Below are 23768 nucleotides of genomic sequence, written 5' to 3' on the forward strand. Positions count from 1 at the left end.
GTGGCCGCACGAGCCCGGTGCGGCGCACGACCCCGGAAGCGACCGGCGAGGCCTCAGACGCCGCGGGCCGCGAGCCACCCCGCGAGCCGGTCGGGCCGGTCGGTGATGATCGCGTCCACCCCGAGGGCGACCGCGGAGGCCCAGTGCGCGGGCTCGTCGAGCGTCCACACCGCGACCTTGCGGCCGCCGTCGTGCAGGCGCCGCACGAGGTCGGGGTCCTCGAGGAGCAGCGTCCCGACCGGGTTGCACCACGCGACGTCGAGCGCGGCGCACCGGGAGAGCACGTCGTCGTCGAGGGTCGCGACGAGCAACCCGCGGCACAGCCCGGGGCCGGCGTCGCGCAGCGCCGCGACGGTCTCGGGCCAGAAGCTCTGCGCGACGACGCGGTCCGCGAGCCCGGCGGACCGCAGCGGGTCCGTCACCCGCGCCGCCTGCTCCGCCGTCCACGACCCCTTGAGCTCCAGGAGCAGGTCGATCCCCGGGCGGCGCTCCAGGAACTCGACCGTCTCCGCGAACGTCGGCACGCGCTGGCCTGCGAACGCGGGCGAGAACCACGACCCGGCGTCCAGCGCGCGGATCGCGGACCGGTCGAGCTCCGCGACCGCGCCGCTGCCCGACGTCGTCGCGTCCACCGTGTCGTCATGGATGACGACGACGTCGCCGTCCGCGGTGAGCCGCACGTCGATCTCGATCGACTCCGCGCCCGCGCGCCACGCCGCCTCGAACGCGGCGAGCGTGTTCTGCGGCGCGACGGAGCTGTTGCCGCGGTGGGCGATCACGCGCGGGCGGCGCCGTGCGTCGCCCGTCGCCGGGGCCTGGACCTGCGCCGACTCCAGGGAGAGCGCAGGCCCGGGTGCGGGGAGGTGTTCGACGCCGCGTGCGGCGTCCGGGAGCGCGGTCACAGGTACGGCTCCACGTTCTCGGTGTACGCGGTCTCGATGCGCGGAGCGATCGAGGCGAACGCCTCCGCCGGGTCGGTGCCCTCGATGACGATCTGCTCGATCGCCTCGTTGAGCAGCGCGTCGGCGCCCGGGATGAAGACGCGCGCGTCGTCCTGCGGGCGCGCCTTGTCGGCGAGCTGGTCGACGGCGGTGCGGAACTGCGGCGTCGCCTCGTAGACGGCCGTCATGGCGTCGGACTCGACGGCCGAGGTGCGCACCGGCATGTAGCCGGTGTTCTGCGAGAAGTACGCGGTGTTCTCGGTGTCGGTGAGGAACGCGAGGAACATCGCCGCGGCGAGCTGCTGCTCGGGCGACTTCGACGACGAGATCGCGAGGCCGGTCCCACCGGTCGGGGTGCCGCCGCTGGCCGGGCCGTCGGGAAGGTAGGCCGTGCCGACCTCGAACGACGCCGCGTCGAGCGCGCCCTTGAGCGAGCCCGTCGAGCCGATCGTCGAGGCGATGAGGCCGGACGAGAAGTCGGCCATCGCGTCGTCCGCGGAGAGCGTCGCGACGCCCTTCTCGTGGAACAGGTCGTGCAGGAACTGGCCGCCCGCGACGGCCTCCTCGGTGTCGAGCGTGAGGTCGAACCCGTCGGAGTACGCGCCGCCCTGGCCCCAGATCATGTTCTCGAACCACCACGCGCCCCACGACGGGCCGGTGGACAGGCCGAACGTCGAGCCACCGGCCGGGACGAGCGGCTTGAGCGACGCGTCCCACTCCTCGAGCTCGGCCCACGTCTGCGGGCCGCGGTCGGGCAGGCCGGCCGCCGTCCACAGGTCCTTGTTGTAGTAGAACAGCGGCGTCGAGCGCGCGTAGGGCACGGCCCAGTGCTGGTCGTCGTACTCGTAGTCCGCGTAGAGCGCGGGCTGGAAGTCGGCGGCGTCGGCCTCGACGAAGTCGAGCACGTCGTCGAGGGGCAGGATCTGGTCGTTGAGGTGGTAGCGGAACCACCAGACGTCGGACGCGATGACGACGTCGGGCAGCTCGTCGGTCTGCGACGCGGCCTGGAAGCGCTGGGCGACCTCGTCGTAGTTGGCCCCTGCCGTGACGAGGTTGACCGTGATGCCGGACTCCTCCTCGAACCGGTCGATGAGCTCCTGCTCGATCTCCTGCGACGTGCCGGGGTGGTTGCTCCACCACGTGATCTCGGACGCGGGCTCGACGGCGGACCAGTCGACGGCCTCGGCCGTCGCGTCGTCGCCCGCGGTGCCGGCGCCGTCGGCCCCGGCCACGCTCGGGCCGGCGCACGCGGTGAGCGCGAGGGCGGTGGTCGCCGCGAGCGCGGTGACGGCGGCGCGGGCCCGACGACGGCGCGCGGGCCGGCCGGGTGCGGTGCGGTGGGACACAGGTGCTCCTTCAGGTCGTGCACCGGGTCTCGGTGCGCTTCGGGAAACCCGGACCGCTGCGGGCGGGCCGGGGAGTCTGCTGGTGGGCGAGCACGCGGGTGCGGGGCCCGCTCGGGGTGGGCGCCGTCGTCGGGCACGACGGCGCGGGGTGGGTCAGCCGGTGACCGCGCCGGCGGTGAGGCCCGCGACGAGGCGGCGCTGGAGGACGAGGAAGACGACGAGGATCGGCAGCGTCACGACCACCGTCGCGGCGAGCAGCACGCCCCAGTTCGTCATGCCGTCGGTGTTCTGCAGCAGCGTGAGGCCTACAGGGAGGGTCATCTTGTCCGGGCGGTCGATGACGAGGAACGGCCACAGGTAGTCGTTCCACTCGGTCACGACGGACACGAGCGCGACCGCCGCGAGCGTCGGCGTGCTCATCGGCACGACGAACCGCCACAGTTTTCGCCAGTGCCCCGCGCCGTCGAGCTCGGCGGCCTCGAGGATCGAGCGCGGCAGCGTGAGGAAGTGCTGCCGGAACAGGAACGTCCCGAACGCGCTCGCCAGGCCCGGCACGAGGATGCCCTGATAGGTGTTGAGCCACCCGAGGCTCGCGACGAGCGTGTAGTTGGGGATGATCGTGATCTGCGGCGGGATCATGAGCGTCGCGATGACGAGCCCGAACACGACCTTCTTGAACGGGAAGTCGAGGAACACGAGCGCATACGCGCACGTGAGGCCCAGCGCGACCTTGAGGCCCGCGCCCACGACCGTGATCCCGACGCTGTTGAGCAGCAGGCGCCCGAGCGGGATCGAGTCCGCGGCCTGCGCGTAGTTGTCGAGATGCACGCTGCCCGGGAGCCACTGCAGCGGGACCGTGTAGAGCTCGGCGGGCGTCTTCAGGCTCGCGAGCACCATCCACAGCAGCGGGGCGCCGAGCACGACGGTCGCGAGAACCAGGGCGAGGTACCCGCCCGGCTGGATGGCCCGGCGTCGGGCACGGGGTGCGCCCGACGGGCGGGGCGCGAGGGCGGCCGGTGTGGCGGGCGCCGTCTCGGGACGGGCGGGCGCGACGGCGCTCATGCGTAGTGGACCTTCCGCTGGACGAACCGCATCTGCACCGCGGTCACCGCGAGCAGCATGAGGAACAGGACCGTGGCGACCGCCGACGCGTACCCCGCGCGCCCGTTGACGAAGCTCTCCTCGTAGATCGAGTACATGAGCGTCGTCGTCGAGCCGAGCGGGCCGCCCTGCGTCATCGCCTTGATGATGTCGAACGACTGGAGCGACGCGAGGAGCATCGTCACGAGGAGGAAGAACGTCGTCGGGGTGAGCAGCGGCAGGACGATCGAGCGCAAAGTCCGCGCCGACGACGCACCGTCGAGCGCGGCCGCGTCCTTGAGGTCCTGCGGCACCGACTGCAGGCCCACCAGGTAGATGAGGGCGACGTACCCGAGGTTCTTCCACAGGTAGACCACGACGATCATCACCAGCGGCCACGGGCGCTGCGTGTACCACTGCGGCGACGCGACGCCGACCCAGCCGAGCAGCTCCTGGACGAGCCCGTAGCGCGGGTCGAACATGAACAGCCACAGGATCCCGACCGCGAAGCCCGACAGCACGTACGGCGCGAACGCGACGGTGCGGGCGACGCCGCGGCCCCGGAGCTTCCGGTTCAGGAGCAGCGCCAGGCCCAGGCCGAGGACCATCGCCCCGCCGACCGTGGCGAGCGTGAAGACGAGCGTCGTCGTCACGACGCGACCCGTCGTCGGGGCGGTGAACCACTCCACGTAGTTGCCCAGACCCACCGGCCTTGCCACCGGGGAGCCGAGGTTCCACTGGAGCGTCGAGAGGTAGAAGCTCTGCAGCAGCGGCCGGTAGACGAACACGAGCAGCAGCACGAGGTTCGGGCCCGCGAGGAGCAGCGCCCACAGGACGTTCCGCCGCCGGCGCCGCGCGCCGAGGCGGCCGCGGTGCAACGCCTGGACCTCGCGGTCTCTGATTGAGGACGTGGCTTTCGCGGGAGGTGTCGTCGGTGCCGACGCGCCGGGCGCAGGGTGCGCCGGGCCGGAACTGCTGGGCGTCAGGTCGGAGGGCGCGGCGGTCGGGACGGCCGCTGCCGTGGGGACGGTCGCTGCCGTGGGGACGATCGCGGCCGGGACGGTCGCGGCGCGGTGGGCCGGGGCCGGGGTCGAGCCCCGGGGTGCGCCCGAGGGCCCCGAGGAGCCCGGGGTGAGGACGGAGGTCACAGCACAGATCCGCTCGTACGAGGGGTGAAGGTCGTGGCCGGCGAGGCACCCGTCCAGCGGGTGGGCGGCCAGTCGCGAGCATAGGAACCAGGCGCGCCCGTTCCGTGCCCAAATGTCCGGGTGCGGATCGAGGTGTCGGGCAACGTTCATCGACCCGTCCCCGGCGTGCCACTTCCCCCTGTGGAGCCGTCACGTGGCGGACACCCGCGGCGCCTCGTCCACAGGGCGGGACGGGTGGTTCCGCCCGGACGTCGGTTTCGCTAGGTTCGGGGCGTTCGTGCGACGGCGGCGGCGCCGGTCGCTCGGTACCTGAGGCAGGGGGTCTCGTGAGCTCTACGCGTCATGCGCTGGTCGAGGACGGATCGGCAGGAACATCGGGTCACGCGGGCGACGCCGTTGCGAGAGACGACGCCGCTGCGCGAGACGAGGCCGCTGCGAGAGGCGACACCGTAGCGGGGCGCGAGCCACGTGGCCGGGTGAGCGCGCGTGACCGCGCGGGTGTCGGGGTTTGTCCGGGTCGCACGCCGGACGCCGGCAGCCCTGCGGGTGATCGCGCGGCCGGTCGTGGTGCAGGTGCGGGTCGTTCGCCAATCGGCGGCGGCAAAGCGGGCGGTCGCGCACCCGGCGTCGGCCGGAGTGCGTCGCGGCACGTGACCGTCGGCGGAGGTGGCCGACGGTCCCTTCTCGCCGTCGGGATCGTTCTCGCCGCCGGGTACCTGGTCGCCGCGTGCACCGGCGGCGGTGAGCCCGACCCCACGCCGCCCGTCGAGACGTCCGCCGCACCCTCGCCGACGCCCACGCCCGAACCGACCGAGACCGGCCCCACCAAACCCGAACGTCCCGCCGCGATGGATCGCGACGACGCCGAGGGCGCCGCTGCCGCGGCGGAGTACTTCCTCGAGCTTTACCCGTACGTCATGGCCACTGGCGACACAGCCGAGTGGGATGCCATGACATGGAAGGAGACGTGTGGGTTTTGCTCGGGCGTCCGCGAGCAGGCACTCGAGATTCGCACGGCAGGAGACAGCTACATCGGCGCCGAGACGACAGTCACCAACGCGGAGGCAGGAGAGGTCGATTCGCTGACAGGTGGCCGAGCCGTCCTCATCGACGTTGTTCAGGGGCCCCACAAGAGGACCACTGTCGGCGGCTACCTAGTGTCTGAAGGCGGAGAGGTCAGAGGACAATTGCATGTCGACGTCTTGTTCACTGATGGCCGTTGGCACATCGTCGGCGCCTCGGAGAACGACTCGTGAAGCCGCAGGCACGATTGAGTGCAGCGGTCCTCCTAATCACGGCACTCACCACAGCCCCGGCCCAGCACGCCGTAGCAACCGACGATCTGCTCTTTGGCGGAGAGGCAAACGACGATCGAGTCAGTGCCTTCGTTCGTGCGCCGCAGGGCGGCGCCGAGTACAACCCCGTGTCAACAAGTGGCGGCCCAACAACGGAGGCGTATCGACGCGGGCCCGCGTACCGCTGTTTCGACGGCGACCAGCCACGCACGTACCCCGGGCTCGTGCAGGCGTGCCCCGAGGGCCAGAATCCCGCCTCGCTGGGCCTGGAGTGCGAGCCGGACGAGTTCGCGATGGACCCGTTGTTCCGTCAGACCTGGACGAACAACGCGGACGGAACGCGCTCGGGCGTGTCGAGCTGGGAGCTCGTCAACGACGGAGCCTGCGTCGGTACCGCAGATCTCGCGGCCGAGGCCGAGGCGGCGTTCCGCCATCTCACGATCGCGCCGTCCCACATCGTCGTGCAGCCGCCGAACGGCTGGACGCTCGTGAACGTCCCGACGATCACCTACACCGAGCCGGGCGAGCAAATGCTCGACACGACGCTCCTGGGCATCCCGGTCCAGATCCGTGCGACGCCCACGTCGTACACGTGGGACTACGGCGACGGCTCCGGCCCGGTCACGACGACCGACCCCGGCGCGGCCTACCCGAACCACACTGTCGCCCACACCTACGAGCAGCCTGCGGACCAGGTCACCATCGCGCTGACGACGACCTGGACCGGGCAGTTCCGCATCACCGGCACCCCGACGTGGACGGACGTCGCCGGGACCGCCACCACGACGTCGTCGGCGGACCCGCTCCAGGTGTACGAGGCCCGGTCCCGGCTCGTCGCCGACGACCTCTCGTAGCCGGGCGCGTCGCCCGCAGACCTCGGCGCAAACCCTCGGTGGTGCGCGACCCGACCTCGGCGGATGGGAGGACGCCGAGGTCGGGTGGTCCATAGTGTCAGCCGAGCGAGACCTCGACCCCTCCGGAGAAGAACGAGTCGTGCAGCGTGAGGGTCGCGGGCACGGCGTCGGCGGGGATGTCGAACACGACGGTCCCCTCGACGCTGTTGCCCGGGTTGATGTCGGTGAGGAACGAGTTCGCGTCACCGAGGTAGATCGCGGCGCTCGTGTCGGCGGAGTGCTCCCGGCCGGCGGTGTCGACGAGCTTCTGGCTGCTGCCGTCGAACATCTGCGCGGCGTCGCCGATGTTCGTCACGGTCATGTGCACGAGGACGAACTGGCCCTGCGCCTGCTCGTTGAGGTACTCGTCCCCGACGGTCGCGACGCCCGTCTCGACGGACGTGACGGTGAACTCGAACTTGCCGTCGCGCACGGCCGTCCCGACGCCGGGGGCGCTCTGCTCAGGCTCCTCGGCCGGCGGCTCCTCCGCGGGCCCGGGCTCGGCGGGTGCCTCGTCGGCCTCGGGGGCCGTGTCCGGCGAGCCGGTGTCCGCGGCGACGGACGGCGTCGTCGGCTCCTCCTCGCCCCCACCGCCGAGGTTCGCGCCGATGATGACGAGCAGCACGACGACGCCGAGCGCGGTGAGCACCTTGTGCCGCGCGAACCAGTTCTTGCGCGGCGGCGTCGGGCCCCCGGGCGCTCCCCCGGCCCCGACCGGCTGGCCCGGGTAGGGCGCGTGGCCGGGGTACGAGGCCTGCCCCGGGTACGGCGTCGCCACCGGCTGACCCGGCGCCGCCCCCTGCAGCGGGCTCGAGTAGGGCTGGCCGGGGACCGCTGCGGGGCCGGTCTGGGCGGGGTGCTGCGCGGGCTGCTGGGGGAGCTGGCCCCCGGTCGGTGCGGTCATCGTGGTCTCCTCGTCTGGTCGCGCCCTGGTCGGCGCCACGTCCCGGCGGCGGTCGTCGCCGTGTTCGAGGACGATCGTGTCCGCGACGAGGGGGTCACCGGATCGCCCGAGCAGGTCGTCCCGCCCCACCGACCGGTGGACCCTCCGCGGCTGGTGGCGAGCCGATCGGGGGAGGCTGCGCGTCGGAGGCCGTGCGTATGCTCGCGGCATGTACCCCCCTCCGCAGCAGCCCGGCGGCCCCGCGGTGCCGCCCGGCGCCGCGGCTCCACCGCCGTACCCGGGCTCTCCCGTGCCCGGCGCGACGGTTCCCTCCCCCGGTCGCCCGCCGTTCAGCCCTGCGGCCCCGCCGCCCGGCCCGCTCACCTCTCCCGCGGGCGCGGCCCGACCCCCCTACCCCGCGTGGGGCCCCGCACCAGCCGTCCGGCCGGGTCGCGCGCGCCGCTTCTGGTCCGTCGCCGGCACGGTGGGTGCCGTCGCGCTGACCTTCGCCGTCGGGATGATCAGCGCCACCTTTGCGGCCATACGCCACGGGGAGGACATCACCGGCGGCCAGATGGCCGTCTACCTGCTCTGTCTCGTCGTCCTCTCGGGCGTGTGCGCCGCCGTCGTGTGGCGCGCACGCTTCCCGGTCGTCGTGTGCCTCTCCACCGCTGCCGCCGGAGTGCTCCTGCCGGTCGGTGCGCTGGCTCCCCTGCTCGCCCTGCCGTTCGTCCTCGCGGGCGAGGACCGGCGCCGCGTGGTCGCGGGGTCGGTCGCGGCGACCGTCGTGTCCGTAGGCGTGTCCCTGTGGCGTGACGCCGCGCGCGACGGCGACGCCGTCATCTTCTCCTTCACCCCGGTGGACGGGAGCGCGACGTCGTACCTCGCGCCGGTCGGGTACGTGATCCTCGGGGTCCTGGCCGTCGCGGTGTCGGTGGGCGCCGGGCTCGTGCGGCGCTACGCCGGCCGCGCGCACCACGCGCAGGCCGTGGCCGCCGACGCGTCGCAGCGCGCCGAGGTGCTGCGCACGCACGCGGAGGACCTGCGCACCGAGACCGACCAGCTCCGCACCGAGCTGTCGCGGCAGGACGAGCGCGAGCTCATCGCGCGCGAGATGCACGACACCGTCGCGCACAAGCTGTCGATCATGTCGTTGCAGGCCTCGGCGCTCGAGGTGACCACCGAGGACCCCGAGGTCGCGGACGCCGCCCGCACCATGCGCACGTCGGCCCACCTCGCGCTCGACGAGATGCGCGCGCTCATCACCTCGCTGCGCGAGGGATCGGAGCAGTACACGGGGTCCGCGCCCGCGCTCGGCGACCTCGCCGCGCTGCTCGACGACGCCCGGTCGTCCGGGGTCGACCTTGCGGCGACCGTCTTCGTGTCCGACGCCGACGCCGCACCGCCCGCTCTGACCCGCGCGGTCTACCGCGTGGTCCAGGAGGCGCTGACCAACGTCATGAAGCACGCCCCCGGGGCCCGCGCCGAGGTGGACCTCCGCGCCCGGCCGGGAGACGGCGTCGACCTCGCGGTGCGGAACGCCCTGACCGCGGACGCCGCGGGCATCCCGGGGTCCGGCAACGGGATCGTCGGCATGCGCGAACGCTGCGAGGCGCTCGACGGGACCTTCTCCGCCGGGGTCGAGGACGGGCGGTTCGTGGTGCGCGCCCACCTCCCGTGGGAGCGCTCGGCGTCGTAGCCGGCACGACCGAGCCCCGCGGTACCGTCCATCGGCCGAACGGCACCGCGGGGCCCGGACTTCCCACGTTACGCGCAGGTGAGGGCGTCGTACGCGGTGGAGATCTCCGTCGTCGTGCCGGCGACGTCGGTGACGGCGACGAGCGCCTCCCCGGCCTCCAGCGCGCCGCCACGCACCTTGAACGACTGGTACGCGTTGGCGCCGGGAGCGACCTGCGCGTACGACCGCTCGCCGTGCACCGTCCGCAGCGCGACGGCGACCGTCTCGTCACCGCCGTTCGTCGCCCGGACGGCGAGGTACGGGGTGCCGCCGAGGCAACGTGGCTGTGCCGTGACGGTGACCTGCGGGTCCGTCGGCGGCACCTCGGTCCGGAAGACGTCGAGCGCGTCGAGCTCGGTGTACCAGGTGAGCTTGGTCAGGGCCACGGTGTTCCAGCCCTGCTCGAGCTCGACCTGGTGCGTCACCGACTGCCAGTTGCCCCACGTGGTGTGCGGGAACGTGACGACGCCGGCGTCCGCACCGTTGACCGTCACGGTGCTCGTCGACGCGAGCGTGTACCCGCCACGCTCGGAGCCGTTCGCGAACCGGACCCCCAGCGTGTACGGGCCGGCCTCGTCCGCGAAGACCTCCAGCGCCACCGAGCTGTCGAGGAAGTCGAGGCCTCCGACCTTCTGACCGCCCGACGCCCCGGCCGCGCTCCCCACGGAGCCGTTCGTGATGACGCCGTCCTCGAACTCGTAGCGCGTCGCGTCGGCCGGGATCACGGGCGGGGCGGACGAGCGCGGGTCACGCGTCGCCGGATAGACGTCGAACGCGTCGAGCTCGGTAAAGAACGTCGCGCGCGTCAGCGTGATCGTGTTGGCGCCGGCGACGAGGTCGACGAGGTGCTCCGACGTCTGCCAGTTGCCCCACGTCGTGTGCGGGAAGACGACGGTCTCCACGGTCTCGCCGTTGACGGCGAGCGTGCCCGTGGACGGGACGCGCGCCGAGCCGTCCTGCGACCCGTTCGCGAACCGGATGCCGAGCAGCGCCGGGCCCGCCTCGTCGGCATGCACCTCGACCGTGACGGACGAGTCGGCGAAGTCCAGGCCGCCGACCTTCGCCCCGCCGGACGCCCCGCCGTCGGCCAGCACGCGCGCGTTCGTCACGACGCCGTCCTCCGCCTGGTAGCGGTCGGACGCCTGCGGCACGAACGGGACGCCGTCGGCCGTCCACTCGAGGTCCGCGACGTACATCGCGCGGTACGTGAACGCCTCGTTCCAGCCGTGGAAGACGATCGCGTCGCTGCCGTCGGGCGCGGTGACGACGTCCTGCCCGCCCGGGCCGCGCACGTCGCCCTGGAAGCGGTCGCTCGTGAGGAGCTCCGTCGTCGCCTTGGTCCACGGGCCGGTGAGGCTCGACGCCGTCGCGTACGACGTGCGGTACGCGCCGCCGTAGAAGTCGTTCGCCGAGTAGAAGAGGTAGTAGGTGCCGCCACGCTCGAGGAGCGTCGGACCTTCGACGACCCGCCCCTCGTAGGGCGTGTCGACGCGGATCAGCTCGACCGGCGGGCCGGTGAGCGTCGTGCCGTCCGGGGTCAGCGGCTGGGCGAAGATGATCGCGGTCATGCCGGTGCAGCAGTTCCCGTCGGCCTTCCACAGCAGGTAGAGCTGGTCGCCGTCGACGAACGTCGCCGCGTCGATCGCGCCGCCAAGGTCCTCCGTGCCGTCCTCGCCGTTGGGGCAGACGAGCGGGTCGTCACCCACAGGCTCGAAGGGTCCCTCGGGCGAGTCGGAGAGCGACAGCCCGATGCACTGGCGCGGCGACGTCGCGTCGCGCGCCGTGTAGTACAGGGCGTACCCGCCCTCAACCACCGCGACCTCGGGCGCCCAGACGCAGCGGTCCGTCGCACCGCCCGGGGAGAACGTGCACGACTCGCTCACCCACGCACCGAGGTCTGGCGCGACGTCGGTCGGTGCGCTCCACGTGACGAGGTCCGTGGACGTGCGGTGCTGCACGTTCTGGCCCTGGTTGTTGGTCGCGTAGGCGTGGTAGACGCCGTCGACGAGCAAGATGTCTGGGTCGGGGAAGTTGGCGTCGACGACCGGGGAGATCGTCGGGGCGGCGTCGGCGGCGACGACGGTCGCGCTCGTCAGGGCGGGGGCGGCCGACGCGGCGACCGCGCCGGTCACCGACAGCCCGAGCGCGACGAGCGCGCTGGTGACAGCGGTGGCACGTGCGCGCGCCCGGGTCAGGGAGATGTTCATGGGTGTCCTCTCGACGGTGAGGGGGCAAGGACCCGGGACGGCGTCGACCGCGGGGCTTCGAGTCTCCCGGCTGGTCACACACAAGTCAACAACTTCTCGCACAAAGCAACAGCGGGTCACATCGGCCTGGACCGCTGCTCAGGAGCGGCGGTCGGGCAGGCCTGCCGCGACGCGAGGTCCGCGTACGCGGCGCCCAGCGTCGCGACCGTGTGGTGCGCGTTGAGGCCGCTCGGGTTGGGCAGCAGCCACGCCCGCGCCGGGCCGATCCCTCGCTCCAGCGGACCCGTCGTCGCCCTCCGGTCCGCGAACGCGGTGCGGTACGCGCCCAGACCGAGCACCGCGACCCAGCGCGGGCGGAACGCCTCGACCGTCTCGACGAGGCGACGCCCGCCCTCGACGATCTCGTCCGGCGACAGCTCGTCCGCCCGCGCCGTCGCCCGGCGCACGACGTTCGTCATCCCGAGCCCGGCATCCAGGAACGCCTCCCGCTCCCACGGCCCGAGGACACGATCGGTGAAGCCCGCCTCGTACATCGCCTTCCAGTACCGCGTGCCCGGGTTCGCGAACGGCAGCCCCACCGCCGCCGAGTACAAGCCCGGATTGATGCCGCAGAACAGGACGTCCAAGCCCGGGCGCAGCCAGTCGTCGATCTCGCGATCGCGCGCCGCGGCGAGGTCCGCGGCGGTCGGGCGGTCGTACGGCGGGTCGGTCGGCACGGGACCATCCTCGCCGAGCGGCGCGCGGACGGTGACATGTCTCAGGCGGCGACGTCGCGTGGGCGGGCGCCGCTAGGGTCGAGCCGTGATCAGGGTGCTGGTCGTCGACGACGACCCGATGGTGCGACGACTGCTGCGGACGATCCTGCGGCCGGACGACATCGACGTCGTCGCCGAGGCCGCGGACGGTGACGAGGTCGTCACTGCCGTCCAGGCGCACCACCCGGACGTCGTGCTCATGGACCTGCGCATGCCGCGGATCGATGGGGTCGCGGCGACACGTGCCGTCCGGGCGCTCCCGGATCCGCCCGGGGTCATCGCCATGACGTCGTTCGACACCGAGGCCGTCATCCTCGACGCCGTGCACGCCGACGCGTCCGGCTTCCTCGCGAAGGACGCATCGCCGGACGAGATCGTCTCCGCCGTGCGCGCCGTAGCCCGCGGGGAGGGCGCGCTCTCCCCCCGCGCCGCACGGGTCGTCATGGCGCAGGTCCACGCCGCGCCGAACTCGGGCGGGCGCGACGCCGCCGCGAAGGTCGCGACGCTCACCGAACGGGAGCTCGACGTCGCACGGCTCGTCGCGCAAGGCCTGTCCAACGCCGAGATCGCGCAGCGGCTGTTCCTCGGCGAAGCGACCGTGAAGACCCACCTCTCTGCAGCGACGGCGAAGCTCGGCGTCGTCAACAGGGTTCAGCTGGCGGTGGTCGTGACGCAGTCTGCTCTTGGCGAGGCGTAGTGCCGGTTCTTGCTCCGTAGCTGCACACGTTCATCATGACGCTCCACGCCAAGCACGACGCTCTGCATCGAGGTTTTCCAGCATCATGGTGAACGCGCGCTCGGTCACGATGGGGATGCCGTAATCGACCGCCTTGCGGGCCTTGCCCGAGAGAGAGTCGGGGTCCGCCGCGACCAGCAGGCGGATCTTCTTTGTCACGTTCCCGGTCGGAACGAGACCGACCGATCGTGCTCGTTCTTCCCACTCCGCGCGTGGGACAGTCATCTCTCCGGTGAAGACCACGCCGTCGCCTGGTTCGAGCTGGAACACATCGACCGCGGGTCGCGGACGGTCGATGAGGCGTTCGGCGGGAAGAGCCTGCGAGGGCACGCTCCCATCAACGACGACCGGTTCGACACGAGGTCTTGCTGCCTCCAGCATTGCGTCGAGTTCCTCGACCGCGATGTCGAGCAGTCCCGCGACGGCGGCCAGGTCGGCACGCTCGTCAGCAGTCACGACTCCGTCGGCCCAGGCCGCGGTGGTCAGCGCGCGACGAGAGCGACGATGTGAAAGCAGAACTCCAAGTACCGCGAGCCCCGCATGCTTCGCGTCCCGCGGTCGGTGGACGCGACCGGATCCGTGTTCATGGGTGCCCACTTCAAGATTGCCCAGTCCGGCGCGATCTGGCCACGGATGCACTACCACGACGCGGTCGATGTCGACGGACACATCTATGTCGGCTACCTCGGTCCACACCTCCCGACGCAGAAGACCAACTGACCGCGGGTGAAGTCTCGCGCACTCGGCCGGACCCTCCTCGCGCGGGTGCTAGCGTCCCGAGCATGGCAGCGACGCGTCGAGTACGTGAGCAGAACATCGCCGTGTTCGGCGGAAGCGGCAGCGGCAAGACTGTCTTGCTCTCCTCCTTCTACGGTGCGACCCAGGAACAGTCGTTCCAGGCGAAGAGCCTGTATCACCTCACTGCTGACGACACGAGCCAGGGCGCGCGCCTGCATCAGAACTACCTCGGCATGAAGAAGAGCGCCAGAGTGCCTGCACACAACCGCTTCACAGCATGGTCCTACTCCTTCACGATGAAGTTGCGGGAGCAGCGGGACGCCGGCGCGTCCAGGTCGCGGCCCTTCGACGCGCTCCGGCTCGTCTGGCACGACTACCCCGGTGAATGGTTCGAGCAAGAGCCCGACACCGACGAAGTATTGGCGCGTCGCGTCGACACGTTTCGGACGTTGCTGCGCTCCGACGTCGCACTCATCCTCGTCGATGGGCAGCAGCTACTCGACCACGTCGGCGAGGAAGACAAGTACCTCAAGTCGTTGTTCTGGAGCCTTCGAGATGGCCTCCTGCGACTCAAGGACGATCTGCTCGACGACGGCGAGCGACTCGTCGAGTTCCCCCGGATCTGGATGCTCGCGCTGTCCAAGTCCGATCTGCACCCCGACCTCGACGTCCACGGTTTCCGCGATCTCGTCGTCGAGAAGGCCGGCGGGGACATCGCATCCCTGCACGACGTCCTCAGCGACTTCGTGAAGATCCCTGAGGTGCTGTCGGTCGGCGAGGATTTTCTGCTGCTCTCCTCGGCAAAGTTCGAGCCCGGCGCGATCGAGGTCCTGGATCGGGTCGGCGTCGACCTCATCCTGCCTATCGCCTCGGTGCTTCCCTTGGAACGTTTCGTCCAGTGGGCGACGAGGCTCGACATCCCACGCAAGTTTCTGGATCAGATCGTGGACAACGCCGACGTGATCGGGGAGGTGCTCCTGGGAGCGTCGACCTTTCGTCGTCTCCTGCGAACGATCCCCAAGATCGGCTTGTTCCTCGACAACGTCGTCCTGCCGACGGTTGTCAGGGCCATCCAGCTAGGTGGACCAACGATCCGTGAACGCAACGCGAAGGCGCGCGCGACCGGGGATCATCTGACCGCAACAATGACCCAGTTCAACCTCGACCTAGCACGGGGGATAGACGAAGGAATCCTCCTGACGAGCCTCAAGTGAACCTTGTCTGGGCGACGCGCGGTCGGTCCTGGGGCTTCCGGTTCCTCCTTGACGGCGGCTTCGAGGACCCGTTGTCGACGTACGACCTCGCGTTCTCGGGGATCGAGGGCGAGCCAACGGCATACCGCCGTGTCGGGGGGCTCGTCGCTCTGCGCTTCCCCGACCCGGCGGGCCGGCACGACCGGGCGGGTCGGGTGATCCCGCACGACATCGTGGTCCTGCCGCCGTCCGCGGCCGACGTGCGGTCCGTCGATGACGGGCTGCGCCTCGTCTGGCCCAGGCTGGCGGAGGCGTACGACCGCGTGTGGGACCGGGCGCAGCCACCGTCGCGGGCCGACGTTCGCCTCGCCCTCGACCACGTGGCGGGCGCTGGGTCCGACGACGAGAGCTGACCGTCCAGCGTCTGGCGATCCATCCGTTCCCCACGAGATCCCGACAGCCGATCGGCGCTACCAGCTCAGTCGTCGCAGGTGTCGCACCGGCCGTTCGCGGGCAGCTGCGTGTGGCAGGTGGGGCACGTGCCGAAGGCACGTTCGTCGAGCCGGCGGGCGACATCGGCCTGCCCTCCCCGGCGAGGACCTCCGCGGAAGTTCGGCAGCTCGACGACCTCGTAGTCGTTCGGGCCACGGCGGATCGAGACGTACCCGACGCCGAAGTACGCCGCCACCGGCTTTCCCGGCGTACCGACCGCGACGTAGGACCGAGCCGGGGGGATCCACACCGTGGTGAAGTTCAGACCGGCCGCGATCTCCCGCAGCCGCGCCCGGTTCTCCACCGGCATACCGAAGTCCTGGAGAGCCTCGTCGAACGATGCGAACGTCGCACGTCCGGCGGAAGCCGGATCCTCGTCGGTCCCGCCGTCGTCGTCGAGCGGGTCGCCCTGCTCAGCGGCTCCGTCCGGACCGACGTAGCGCAGCGGGTTCTGCGCTCCGCGGGGGAACCACGTTGTGACGTCGAGACCCTCGTACAGGATGTCGAGCGCAGGGTCCTCCCGGCCCTCGAACGACCAGCGCACGCCGTCGTCGTCCGGCGTCCACGCCTCGACCCACCAGGCCCCGACTACCGCGTTGTCTCGCACGGCGAGCGCGACCTCGACGGCCTCTGGTCCGTGACGACGGTGGGCTGCGACCCGCCACCACGCGTGTGCGGCGTCGTAGAGGACCTCCGCCGGGACAAGGGCGCTGCCGAACTGGGTCAGCTTCACCAGGATCACGCGGTGCTGGAATGGAACGTCCATAAGAACCTCCGTGTCGTGCGGGCGCAACCTCGCGCACCCGTCGGTGTCGAGCACAGGGCGAGCCGCTCCTGACGGCCAGCCCTGCGCGGTCGGGCACTCAGCGTGCGGCGGCGACGCCGCCGAGCGGGCCGGCGGCGGGCTGTACGTCGGTCGTGTAGCAGTAGAAGCCCTGCACCCGCTCGCCGGCGCGGAACGTCACCTTGTTGAGCTGACCGCTCTGGCTCGCGATGACGGTCCACGGGAGCGGCCCGGCCGCGGCCGCGTCGACGAGCTGCTGGAGCGCGGCGCGCGACGAGTCCGCGTTGAGGAACACCGGCACGCCGCGCAGGGTGGCCCAGACGACCGCACGTCCGCCGTACGTCTTCTTGTCCGCGAGCGTCGGCGAGCCCGACGCGAGCACCGACCGCACGTGCGCGAGCAGGTGCTGCTCGTCGAACGGGTCGTCCTTGGTCCCGCGCGGGGCGGGGCGCGCGGGTGCGGGCGTCGCGGCACGACGAGCGGCCGTGGCGCTTGAGCGCGCCGGCACGGGACCGCGGGCCGCGGCGCGGTCCGCCTCTGTGTACACCGCGTGCTGGTCGCGAGCGGCCGCGGGTGCGGCACCGGCGGCGACGGCGGACCGCATGCTCGCCATGGTGCGCGACGTCGCGGCGTACGCCTGGTCGACGTTCGCCGTGTCGTAGGTGAGGGACCTCTCGCGCCGCACGCCGAGCGACGCACCGACCTCGATCGCGTCCTGGTTGGCGCCCATGTAGAGGAACGTCCAGCCGAACGTCTCCTCGCGCTCGGTGACGAGCGCCTTGATCGCGGCGTGCGTGTACTCCTTCGACGCGTTCTCGAGGCCGTCGGTCATGATCCCCACGATCACCGTGCCGGGACGCCGCTCCTCGGGGAGCTGTGCGATGCGCAGCGCGGTCGTCTGGACGAGGCGCCCGATGGAGTCGAGCAGCGCCGTCATGCCGCGCGGTCGCAGGTCGAGCGACGGGACCTCGCGCACGTCGAGGTCGGTGTAGACCTCCTCGTACTCGTCGTCGAACTGCGCGAGCGTGACCGTGCAGCGGCCGGGCGCCTCGCGCTGCTCGGCGAGGAACAGGTCGAAGCCCTGCTCGGTGGCCTGCTTGATCGACTGCATCGAGCCGGACCGGTCGAGCAGCATGGCGAGGTGGGTGAGGTTCTGGTCGGGCATGGCGGTTCCCTTCGTCGTGCTGCTGGACGGGCGGTGCTGCGGGCGGTCAGGTGCGGCGGCGGAACCGCAGGGGTTCGACGGCGGTCGTCGGCTCGGGCGGCGGGGTCCCCCGCTCGCGGTCGTACCGGGCGCGGGTGACGCCCTCGGCCGAAACACGGCCGTCGGGCCCGGAGTAGCCGGCGAGCGCCGGCGTCCGCGCGATCCGTGGCGGCACGGTGTTCGGCGCGACGCCCGCCGCCTCCGCGACGGACCGCATCGACGACCCGGCGAGCAACGCCTCGGCCATCGCCTCGTCGAGCGCGACGTCGAGAAGCGCGCGCGCCCGCGCGAGCGGCTCCACCGCCGCACCGGGTTCCGCGGCGTTCGCCTCGTCGAGCGCCGCGCGTGCGGCGTCGAGGCGAGGCCGGAGGGGTCGCGGCGGGTTCGTGGTCATGACATCCACGCTACGTGCAGTAACTGCACACGCGCAAGATCTGCTCGCGGGTTTCACCCGCACGAGATCCGCCTGCGGCGGTGTTCGCGCTCACCACGGACCTACGCTGACGCGGTGACATCGACGCTGATCGTCCCCCCGATCCTGACTCCCGCCCTCCGCGACGAGGCCGTCGAGCACCTCCGCCGCTACTTCGCTCCCGTCAGCGGGACGACGGGCTGGGCCGGTTCGCGCTTCGAGCGACTGGCCGGCGGAGGCGACCGCCCCGACACGGCAGACCGGTTCACTGCGGACGACCTCGTCGCCGTCTCGCTCCTGTCCGTGAGCGTCCCGCCGCACGGGGCGATCCAGCTCCTCGAGTCCCGTGCGGACGAGTTCGCACGGCTGCTCGCCGAGATCCCTCATGACCTCGAGCTCGTGGACGTTGAATCGATCCCCGACGACTGGGCTCCGAACCGCCTGTGGACGGCGCTGCGCGACATCCACGGCATCGGCTGGGTCACCGCCGGCAAGCTCCTGGCGCGCAAGCGACCGCGGCTCATCCCCGTCTACGACACCGTCGTCCAGGCGGCCGTCGAGCCCACCGCCTCGTTCTGGGAGGCTCTCCGCGCTGCCCTGCGTGCCGACGATCTCGCGCTCCACCGGCACCTTCTCTCCCTGCGCGACGAGGCCGGCATCGGCGACGACATCTCGGCGCTGCGCGTCTTCGACGTCGTCGTGTGGATGCACCACCGGTACCTCGACCCCGCCTCGGACGCAGACGCAGCATGACCGCCGACGGACATCTCTTCGTCGTCAACGGCCGGCTCGAGGCGCTGAGCGCCGACGCCGTCGTCATCCCCACGGATGCCGACTTCCGCGTCGAGCAGTGGTGGCGCGCCGCAGCCGGGCTCGAGCCCGGGACCCCGTGGAGCCAGGTCGAGCCGGCGGGTTGGGGGCACGGTGCCGCCCTGCCCGCGCGGACGTCCCGGCGCGCCACGAAGAACCGTCCCGAGGTCTGGTTCCTCGACACCATCGCCACCACGCCCGAGGGCGTGGGCGACGCCGCCCGCCGCGCTGTCGCGGCGATCGTCGAGCACTCGGGGGACCGCATCCGCGCCGCCGCCGAGACTGCGGGCCGAGACCTGCCGCTCGTCGCGCTCCCGATCATCGGGACGGGCTACGGTGGCCACCGGCTGCGGCGCGGCCAGGTCATCTCGGCACTCCTGGCCACGCTGCACGACTCCGCACGCGAGCTCGGCGTGGACGTCGCCCTGGTCGCGTCGAACCGGGCGGACTACTCGGCGCTCCAGCACCGCCGCCGCATGCTCGCCCGACCCACCGGGCTCGCGGCCGACGTCATCGCCCGGGCCCAGGCGCTCGGCACGCACGCCGCCCGCGGTGACCTCGCTCTCTTCTTCGGTGCCGGTGTGAGCATCGCCGCGGGACTGCCGTCGTGGGGTCGGCTGCTGACCGAGCTCGTCGCGAAGCTCGAGCTGGACGACGACGTGCGCGAGCGCATGGAGGATCTTGGCCCGCTCGAGCAGGCGGAGCTCATCCAGGTCGCGCTCGCCGATCGGTCCGCACGGGCGAAGTCGGATACCCAGAAGGCGCTCGGCGACCGCGTCTCGAGGATCATCAGGGCGGCGTCCGCCCGTCCCAGCCTCTCCCACGCCCTCCTCGCGGGCATGCGCGTGCGTCAAGCCGCGACGACCAACTACGACCGGCTCTACGAGCAGGCCGTCACGGCCGCGGGCGGCCCGACCGACGGTCGACCGGCCGTCATCGACCGGCTCCCGTGGGACCGCGCGAGCACGGAACGACCGTGGCTCCTCAAGATGCACGGCGACGTGGAGCACCCGGACTCGATCGTGCTGTCGCGGAGCTCGTTCGTGCACTACGACAACCGGTGGAAGCCCGTCGGGTCGCTCGTCCAGTCGCTCATGATGACGAAGCACCTGCTCGTCGTCGGCGCGTCCATGACGGACGACAACCTGCTCCGCTTCGCCTACGAGGTGGCCGGCCTCCGGGCGAGCATCACGACGCACGACCCGGCCGCGCCGGAGATCGGCACGGTCCTCCACCTCGCGGACGACGCGGCGTTCAGCCGTCTCTGGAAGGGCCGGTTCGACGTCGTCGTCCCGACCCTCGACGCCGACCAACGGGACGCGGCCCCGACGCCCGACCCCACCGAGTCGGACGACGCGCGGCGACTCCGCGAGGCCGCCGAGCGTCGTCGGGCCGCGCGAGCCCTCACCGTCATGCTCGACGTCGTCGCCATGCACGCGGAGCGCGAGGCGCCCCACCTCCTCGACGCACGGTACGTCGACGAGCGCAGCAAGGAGGCGGCGCCGCTCGTCGCCGAGCTCCGACGTCTTGCGAAGTCCGCCCGTGCGATCGGGGCGGACGACGCCTGGACCCAGCTCGCCGACTCCCTAGACCAGTTCGGCGCAGGATCCACGGACCGCTGACCACGCCCGACGCGAGACGTCGGCGCCCCAGCCGCACCACCCCGTCGCAGTCGACGACCGTCTAGACCGGCGACCAGACCTGCGCGCGAGCGAGACGACGGCGCACCGCCTCTCCCCCGACCTCCTCGATCCAGGAGCGGTCGCCCACGACGACGAGGAGCGACCGTGCGCGGGAGAGCCCGGTGTAGAGCATCTCGCGCGCTCGCGCGGCGTCCCGGACGCCGTTGACCGCCAGCACGACCGCCGGTCGCTCGAGGCCCTTGAAGCCGAGCACGTGCCCGTAGAACACGTCGTCCTCTGCGAAGAACGCGTCCCAGTAGGCGGCGTGCCCACCCGCCTCGACCTCGTTGACCTGCTGCGGGTGCCGGCGCCCCGTCGCGAGGAGCGCGACCTGTCCCGTCTCCCAGCCCTCGCCGAGGAGCGCCTCGACGGCGTCGTCGGCCGCGCCGACCGCCTCCGCGGCGGGGACGTCGACCACGCGGACGGGCGGACCGTCCATCCCGCGCGGAGTGATCCGCTCGGGCGACAGCGCGCCGAACACCTGGGCGATCTGCTTCGTCGACCGGAGGTTCTCCCGGAGGGTCACCGGGACGAGCTCGAGCGGGACGTTCCCCTCGCGTGGGAACACGCGCTGCGCGTCGTCCATGAAGACGTACAGGCCGCCGCTGTCACGGTCGCGGAGGCACCGGAGCAGCGACGGCCACCACAGGTCGCCGAAGTCCTGCGCCTCGTCCACGACGACCGTGTCGAAGAGCTCGTCCGCGCCGCGCCGACCGGCGAGGTCGCCGAGGGCGAGAGGCAGGCGGCGCTCCCAGAAGTCGGGGTCGTCGTCGGCCCCGGGCTCGGCGCCCCAGGCCAGGGGGAGGTCGTGGAAGAGGCCGACGTAGGCCGGGCGGTCGCGTGCCGGCCACTGGTCGACCGTCCGCTCGAGATAGCGGCCCAGGCCGCGCGAGTAGCACAGCAGGGCCACGCGCTCGCCGTCGCGCGCGCGACGTCGAGCCTGCTCGAGCGCGAGCCAGGTCTTGCCCGCGCCGGCGCTGCCGACGACGCGCATCCGACGCACACCCGACAGCGCGTCGAGCGTCCTCGCCTGGTCCCGGGTCATCTGCTCGAGCCGGGTCTCGTGCTGGGCCGCCATCACGAGGTGCTCCGCCTGGCTCGGGAACCCGCCCACGAGCGAGTCCACGAGGTCCGGGAGGGAGTCGGCCGCGAGGGGCGCGTGCCCCTGACCGTGCCGTTCGATCGCGTGCTTGACCCTGTCCGCGACCCCACCGCTGCGCTCCAGGTCGCCGCGGTCGACGAGCATGTCGCGCGGGAGGTCGAGCGCCGACCACTCCGCGGGGACGTACCGGTGCGGCAGCGCGACGACGTGCGCGGCCCGCGCCTCCGCCGCCCACAGGCCGCGACGACGCAGGAGCGCCTGCAGCGCGTGGCGCGCGCCCTGGACCTGACGCAGAGGGTCGATCCGGTGCCGCCGTTCACCGCTCCCCTGGTACCAGGCGCCGTCGACCCGGTCGACGTGACCGCCCTTGACCTCGATCGCCGCCAGGCCGACGCCGGGCCACGCGACGAGCAGGTCGATCTCGTACTCGTGCTCGTCCTCCTGGAGGTGGACGCCGTGGACGACGACGGCGTCGTCGGGCAGCTGCCCGAGCAGCACCTCCCACACGGCACGTTCGGCCCCACCGTCGTCAGGGAACGTCGGCTCGGGCGGGTACGCGTGCGGCATGCCCCGTTCGTACCGCACCGGCCCCACGCCGTCACGAGGCTCGGCGGGACGGGTCGCGGCAGTCACCGCTTTTCACCCGCCGTCGCCGCGGCGACCGCGCTCGCGGGGTGCACGGCACGAGCCCACGCGAGGTAGGCGGCGCGGCGGGCGTCGTCGCCGAAGCTGCCGTGCGCGACCCAGTCGTCGTGCCAGGCGAAGAGGCGCTCGGGCCGCGAGCGCATCGCGTCCTCGATGATGCCGTCCTGGACGGTCCTCCGACCCCAGTACGGCGCGTTCGGGTCGAGCCGGAGGACGGGAAGCCCGTCCGCGCGGGCGAGGCGCCATCGCTCGGGGAACACGAGCGTCACGTAGGCGCGCAGGCGCGTGTTCACGGGGTCGTCCTGGTTGCGCGGCGCGAGCGACGGCACAGCCAGCGCCGAGGTGATGCGCGAGTCGACGGCGAGGCAGTCGGCGCACATCGAGCGCTGCACCCGGAAGAGACCCTGGGCGTAGGAGAGCCCGCGCAGGCACACGCGGCACAGGATCACGCCGCGCTCGAGGTCGCACGTGCGCGACGGCCTCGGTCGGGGTACGCCGGTGTGGACGGGGCACAGGAGCCCGCCATCGGCGGCGAGGAGGACGCGGCACGCGTCGTCGGTGCGAACCCAGTGGGTGGGGACGGACATCGGGGCAGCCCTTCGGTCAGGGCCGGCGTCCGGTCCGGTGCGCACCACCGCGGTGCGGCCGATGGGGACGTCGACCTCGCACTTCCCTCGGCCGGTCGGCCGGGGGCCGGTCTTCCTCCTGGGGCACCGTGCGCGAGGGGCGCGGTTGCCGGACCAGCACGCGGAGGGCGTGTCGCTGGTCGCTCGTGACCTGGGCAGATGTCTACCGGACGCCATCCACGCGGCGCAAGCCGGGCAGACTGTCCCCCGTGAGCCGTGACCGCCGCCCTCGTCCCCCGCACCGGCCGAGCATGACGTGGACCGCGGTGCCGGGCGGCGTGCGGGGTCGCGAGCGCCTGTCGCCCCTGCTCGACTTCGTCGCGGTACTGGCGATCCTGCTCGTGCTGCTCGGCGGGTCGGTGTGGTTCTTCGTCTGGATGGCGCGGACCGAGGGCGGGGTGACGATGGTCCTGGCTGCGCTGCCCGTCCTGGGGTTCGGGAGCGGGCTGGTCATGTACGTGCGCGCACCGTCGCGGCAGTCGGTGGTGCTGCGACCGCTCGAGGTGGAGCTGCCGGTCGGGACGGAGCCGGTGGTCCGGGTGGTGGTGCGCTGGGACGACGTGTCGGGCGTGCGGGTCGTGGAGGGTGAGCGTGGGCCTGTGGTCCGGGTGGACCTGCGCGACGGCGCGCGGGCCCGGCACGCGCTGGGCGAGGACCTGATGCAGGGGCGCCCGGAGAACGGGCCGGACCCGGACACGGTCGCCGTGGCGGACGCCGAGGCGCTGGCGCGGGTGCTGCGGCACCTGCTCGACCACCCGGAGGACCGCGCGCGTCTCGCGGAGCCCGGCGGGGTGGGCATCGTCCTCGCGTTCGCGCGCCCGGTGTACGGCGAGCCGCCCGTCTGACCCGCCCTCCGCCGTCGGGCACGTACTCGCCCGCGCGGACCGGACCCGCCGCGCCGAGAACGACCCTGCTCGCCGACGAGAACGGGGTTGGGGGGGGGAAAGGGGGGGTGGCGGCCGGCCCCCCCGGGTGGGGGCCCGCCCCCGGGCGCACGGCCCGGGGGGGGGGGGGGGGGGCGCGGGGGGGGCGGGGGGGGGCGGGGGGGGTGTGGTCGG

General features: G+C 72.5%; 23 protein-coding genes and 1 riboswitch. Of the genes, 10 read left to right on the top strand and 13 right to left on the bottom strand.

What is annotated here, in order from left to right; translation table 11 throughout:
* Nucleotides 1-53 precede the first annotated feature (53 nt).
* The 4 genes from GYH36_RS05560 to GYH36_RS05575 form a co-directional block, all read right to left on the bottom strand.
* Nucleotides 54-902 (bottom strand): glycerophosphodiester phosphodiesterase, encoded by an 849-nt coding sequence (locus tag GYH36_RS05560; RefSeq protein ID WP_312028518.1) that lies wholly within the window; start codon nt 900-902, stop codon nt 54-56.
* Nucleotides 899-2287 carry an ABC transporter substrate-binding protein gene (locus tag GYH36_RS05565; RefSeq protein ID WP_162289336.1) on the bottom strand — a complete coding sequence of 463 codons (1389 nt, stop codon included), beginning with the start codon at nt 2285-2287 and terminating at the stop codon, nt 899-901. Before GYH36_RS05565 ends, GYH36_RS05560 begins: the two co-directional genes overlap by 4 nt.
* Nucleotides 2288-2440: 153 nt before the next feature.
* Nucleotides 2441-3349 carry a carbohydrate ABC transporter permease gene (locus tag GYH36_RS05570; protein WP_162289337.1) on the bottom strand — a complete coding sequence of 303 codons (909 nt, stop codon included), beginning with the start codon at nt 3347-3349 and terminating at the stop codon, nt 2441-2443.
* Nucleotides 3346-4245: a carbohydrate ABC transporter permease gene (locus tag GYH36_RS05575; RefSeq protein WP_203231610.1), complete on the bottom strand. Its 900-nt coding sequence runs from the start codon at nt 4243-4245 to the stop codon at nt 3346-3348. The genes GYH36_RS05570 and GYH36_RS05575 overlap by 4 nt, the downstream gene beginning before the upstream one ends.
* 160 nt (nt 4246-4405) lie before the next feature.
* Between GYH36_RS05575 and GYH36_RS05580 the strand changes: the two genes are divergently transcribed.
* The 3 genes from GYH36_RS05580 (at nt 4406) to GYH36_RS05590 (ending at nt 6664) form a co-directional block, all read left to right on the top strand.
* A complete protein-coding gene (locus GYH36_RS05580) occupies nt 4406-4543 on the top strand; it encodes a hypothetical protein (protein ID WP_162289308.1) in 138 nt (45 codons plus the stop codon).
* Nucleotides 4544-5165: 622 nt separating this feature from the next.
* Entirely contained in the window at nt 5166-5771 is a 606-nt protein-coding gene (locus tag GYH36_RS05585) for a DUF6318 family protein (RefSeq protein ID WP_162289338.1), read from the top strand.
* A 263-nt stretch (nt 5772-6034) separates the two neighbouring features.
* Entirely contained in the window at nt 6035-6664 is a 630-nt protein-coding gene (locus GYH36_RS05590) for a hypothetical protein (protein WP_162289339.1), read from the top strand.
* A gap of 97 nt (nt 6665-6761) precedes the next feature.
* Here GYH36_RS05590 and GYH36_RS05595 read toward each other — a convergent pair whose 3' ends face one another.
* Nucleotides 6762-7607, bottom strand: a complete 846-nt coding sequence (locus tag GYH36_RS05595) for a DUF4352 domain-containing protein (protein WP_162289340.1) — start codon at nt 7605-7607, stop codon at nt 6762-6764.
* 208 nt (nt 7608-7815) lie between these two features.
* Between GYH36_RS05595 and GYH36_RS05600 the strand changes: the two genes are divergently transcribed.
* Nucleotides 7816-9285 (top strand): sensor histidine kinase, encoded by a 1470-nt coding sequence (locus GYH36_RS05600; RefSeq protein ID WP_162289341.1) that lies wholly within the window; start codon nt 7816-7818, stop codon nt 9283-9285.
* A gap of 68 nt (nt 9286-9353) precedes the next feature.
* Here GYH36_RS05600 and GYH36_RS05605 read toward each other — a convergent pair whose 3' ends face one another.
* Nucleotides 9354-11531: a family 43 glycosylhydrolase gene (locus GYH36_RS05605; RefSeq protein ID WP_162289342.1), complete on the bottom strand. Its 2178-nt coding sequence runs from the start codon at nt 11529-11531 to the stop codon at nt 9354-9356.
* 116 nt (nt 11532-11647) lie between these two features.
* Nucleotides 11648-12247: a G/U mismatch-specific DNA glycosylase gene (gene mug, locus GYH36_RS05610; RefSeq protein WP_162289343.1), complete on the bottom strand. Its 600-nt coding sequence runs from the start codon at nt 12245-12247 to the stop codon at nt 11648-11650.
* A gap of 85 nt (nt 12248-12332) precedes the next feature.
* Between mug and GYH36_RS05615 the strand changes: the two genes are divergently transcribed.
* Nucleotides 12333-12983 carry a response regulator gene (locus GYH36_RS05615; protein ID WP_162289344.1) on the top strand — a complete coding sequence of 217 codons (651 nt, stop codon included), beginning with the start codon at nt 12333-12335 and terminating at the stop codon, nt 12981-12983.
* 33 nt (nt 12984-13016) lie between these two features.
* On the opposite strand, the gene GYH36_RS05620 is transcribed toward GYH36_RS05615, so the two are convergent.
* Nucleotides 13017-13691, bottom strand: coding sequence for a BRCT domain-containing protein (locus GYH36_RS05620; RefSeq protein ID WP_162289345.1), 675 nt, complete (start codon nt 13689-13691; stop codon nt 13017-13019).
* A 113-nt stretch (nt 13692-13804) separates the two neighbouring features.
* On the opposite strand from GYH36_RS05620, the gene GYH36_RS05625 reads away from it, so the two are divergent.
* Complete coding sequence (locus tag GYH36_RS05625) at nt 13805-14974, top strand: TRAFAC clade GTPase domain-containing protein (RefSeq protein WP_024841439.1); 1170 nt, start codon at nt 13805-13807, stop codon at nt 14972-14974.
* The gene (locus tag GYH36_RS05630; RefSeq protein WP_203231611.1) at nt 14971-15366 is read left to right on the top strand and encodes a hypothetical protein; all 396 of its coding nucleotides are present in this window, start codon (nt 14971-14973) and stop codon (nt 15364-15366) included. Before GYH36_RS05625 ends, GYH36_RS05630 begins: the two co-directional genes overlap by 4 nt.
* Before the next feature lie 65 nt (nt 15367-15431).
* Here the strand turns inward: GYH36_RS05630 and GYH36_RS05635 are convergent, their stop codons facing one another.
* The 3 genes from GYH36_RS05635 to GYH36_RS05645 form a co-directional block, all read right to left on the bottom strand.
* Nucleotides 15432-15989 (bottom strand): hypothetical protein, encoded by a 558-nt coding sequence (locus tag GYH36_RS05635; protein WP_143314248.1) that lies wholly within the window; start codon nt 15987-15989, stop codon nt 15432-15434.
* A 319-nt stretch (nt 15990-16308) separates the two neighbouring features.
* Nucleotides 16309-17394 (bottom strand): vWA domain-containing protein, encoded by a 1086-nt coding sequence (locus tag GYH36_RS19265; protein ID WP_203231612.1) that lies wholly within the window; start codon nt 17392-17394, stop codon nt 16309-16311.
* Nucleotides 17395-17440: 46 nt separating this feature from the next.
* A complete protein-coding gene (locus GYH36_RS05645; RefSeq protein WP_024841435.1) occupies nt 17441-17827 on the bottom strand; it encodes a hypothetical protein in 387 nt (128 codons plus the stop codon).
* Nucleotides 17828-17941: 114 nt separating this feature from the next.
* Between GYH36_RS05645 and GYH36_RS05650 the strand changes: the two genes are divergently transcribed.
* A complete protein-coding gene (locus GYH36_RS05650; protein WP_162289346.1) occupies nt 17942-18598 on the top strand; it encodes a DUF6308 family protein in 657 nt (218 codons plus the stop codon).
* Nucleotides 18595-20277, top strand: a complete 1683-nt coding sequence (locus tag GYH36_RS05655) for an SIR2 family protein (protein WP_024841433.1) — start codon at nt 18595-18597, stop codon at nt 20275-20277. The genes GYH36_RS05650 and GYH36_RS05655 overlap by 4 nt, the downstream gene beginning before the upstream one ends.
* Nucleotides 20278-20338: 61 nt before the next feature.
* Here GYH36_RS05655 and GYH36_RS05660 read toward each other — a convergent pair whose 3' ends face one another.
* A complete protein-coding gene (locus tag GYH36_RS05660; protein ID WP_162289347.1) occupies nt 20339-22006 on the bottom strand; it encodes a nuclease-related domain-containing DEAD/DEAH box helicase in 1668 nt (555 codons plus the stop codon).
* Between the two features lie 62 nt (nt 22007-22068).
* A complete protein-coding gene (locus tag GYH36_RS05665) occupies nt 22069-22671 on the bottom strand; it encodes a hypothetical protein (RefSeq protein ID WP_162289348.1) in 603 nt (200 codons plus the stop codon).
* A gap of 73 nt (nt 22672-22744) precedes the next feature.
* Nucleotides 22745-22862, bottom strand: a riboswitch (SAM riboswitch).
* A gap of 99 nt (nt 22863-22961) precedes the next feature.
* Between GYH36_RS05665 and GYH36_RS05670 the strand changes: the two genes are divergently transcribed.
* Nucleotides 22962-23555 (top strand): glycosyltransferase, encoded by a 594-nt coding sequence (locus tag GYH36_RS05670; protein WP_162289349.1) that lies wholly within the window; start codon nt 22962-22964, stop codon nt 23553-23555.
* Nucleotides 23556-23768: the final 213 nt, after the last annotated feature.

This window comes from Cellulosimicrobium composti (genome assembly GCF_010287905.1).
Taxonomy (GTDB): domain Bacteria; phylum Actinomycetota; class Actinomycetes; order Actinomycetales; family Cellulomonadaceae; genus Cellulosimicrobium; species Cellulosimicrobium composti.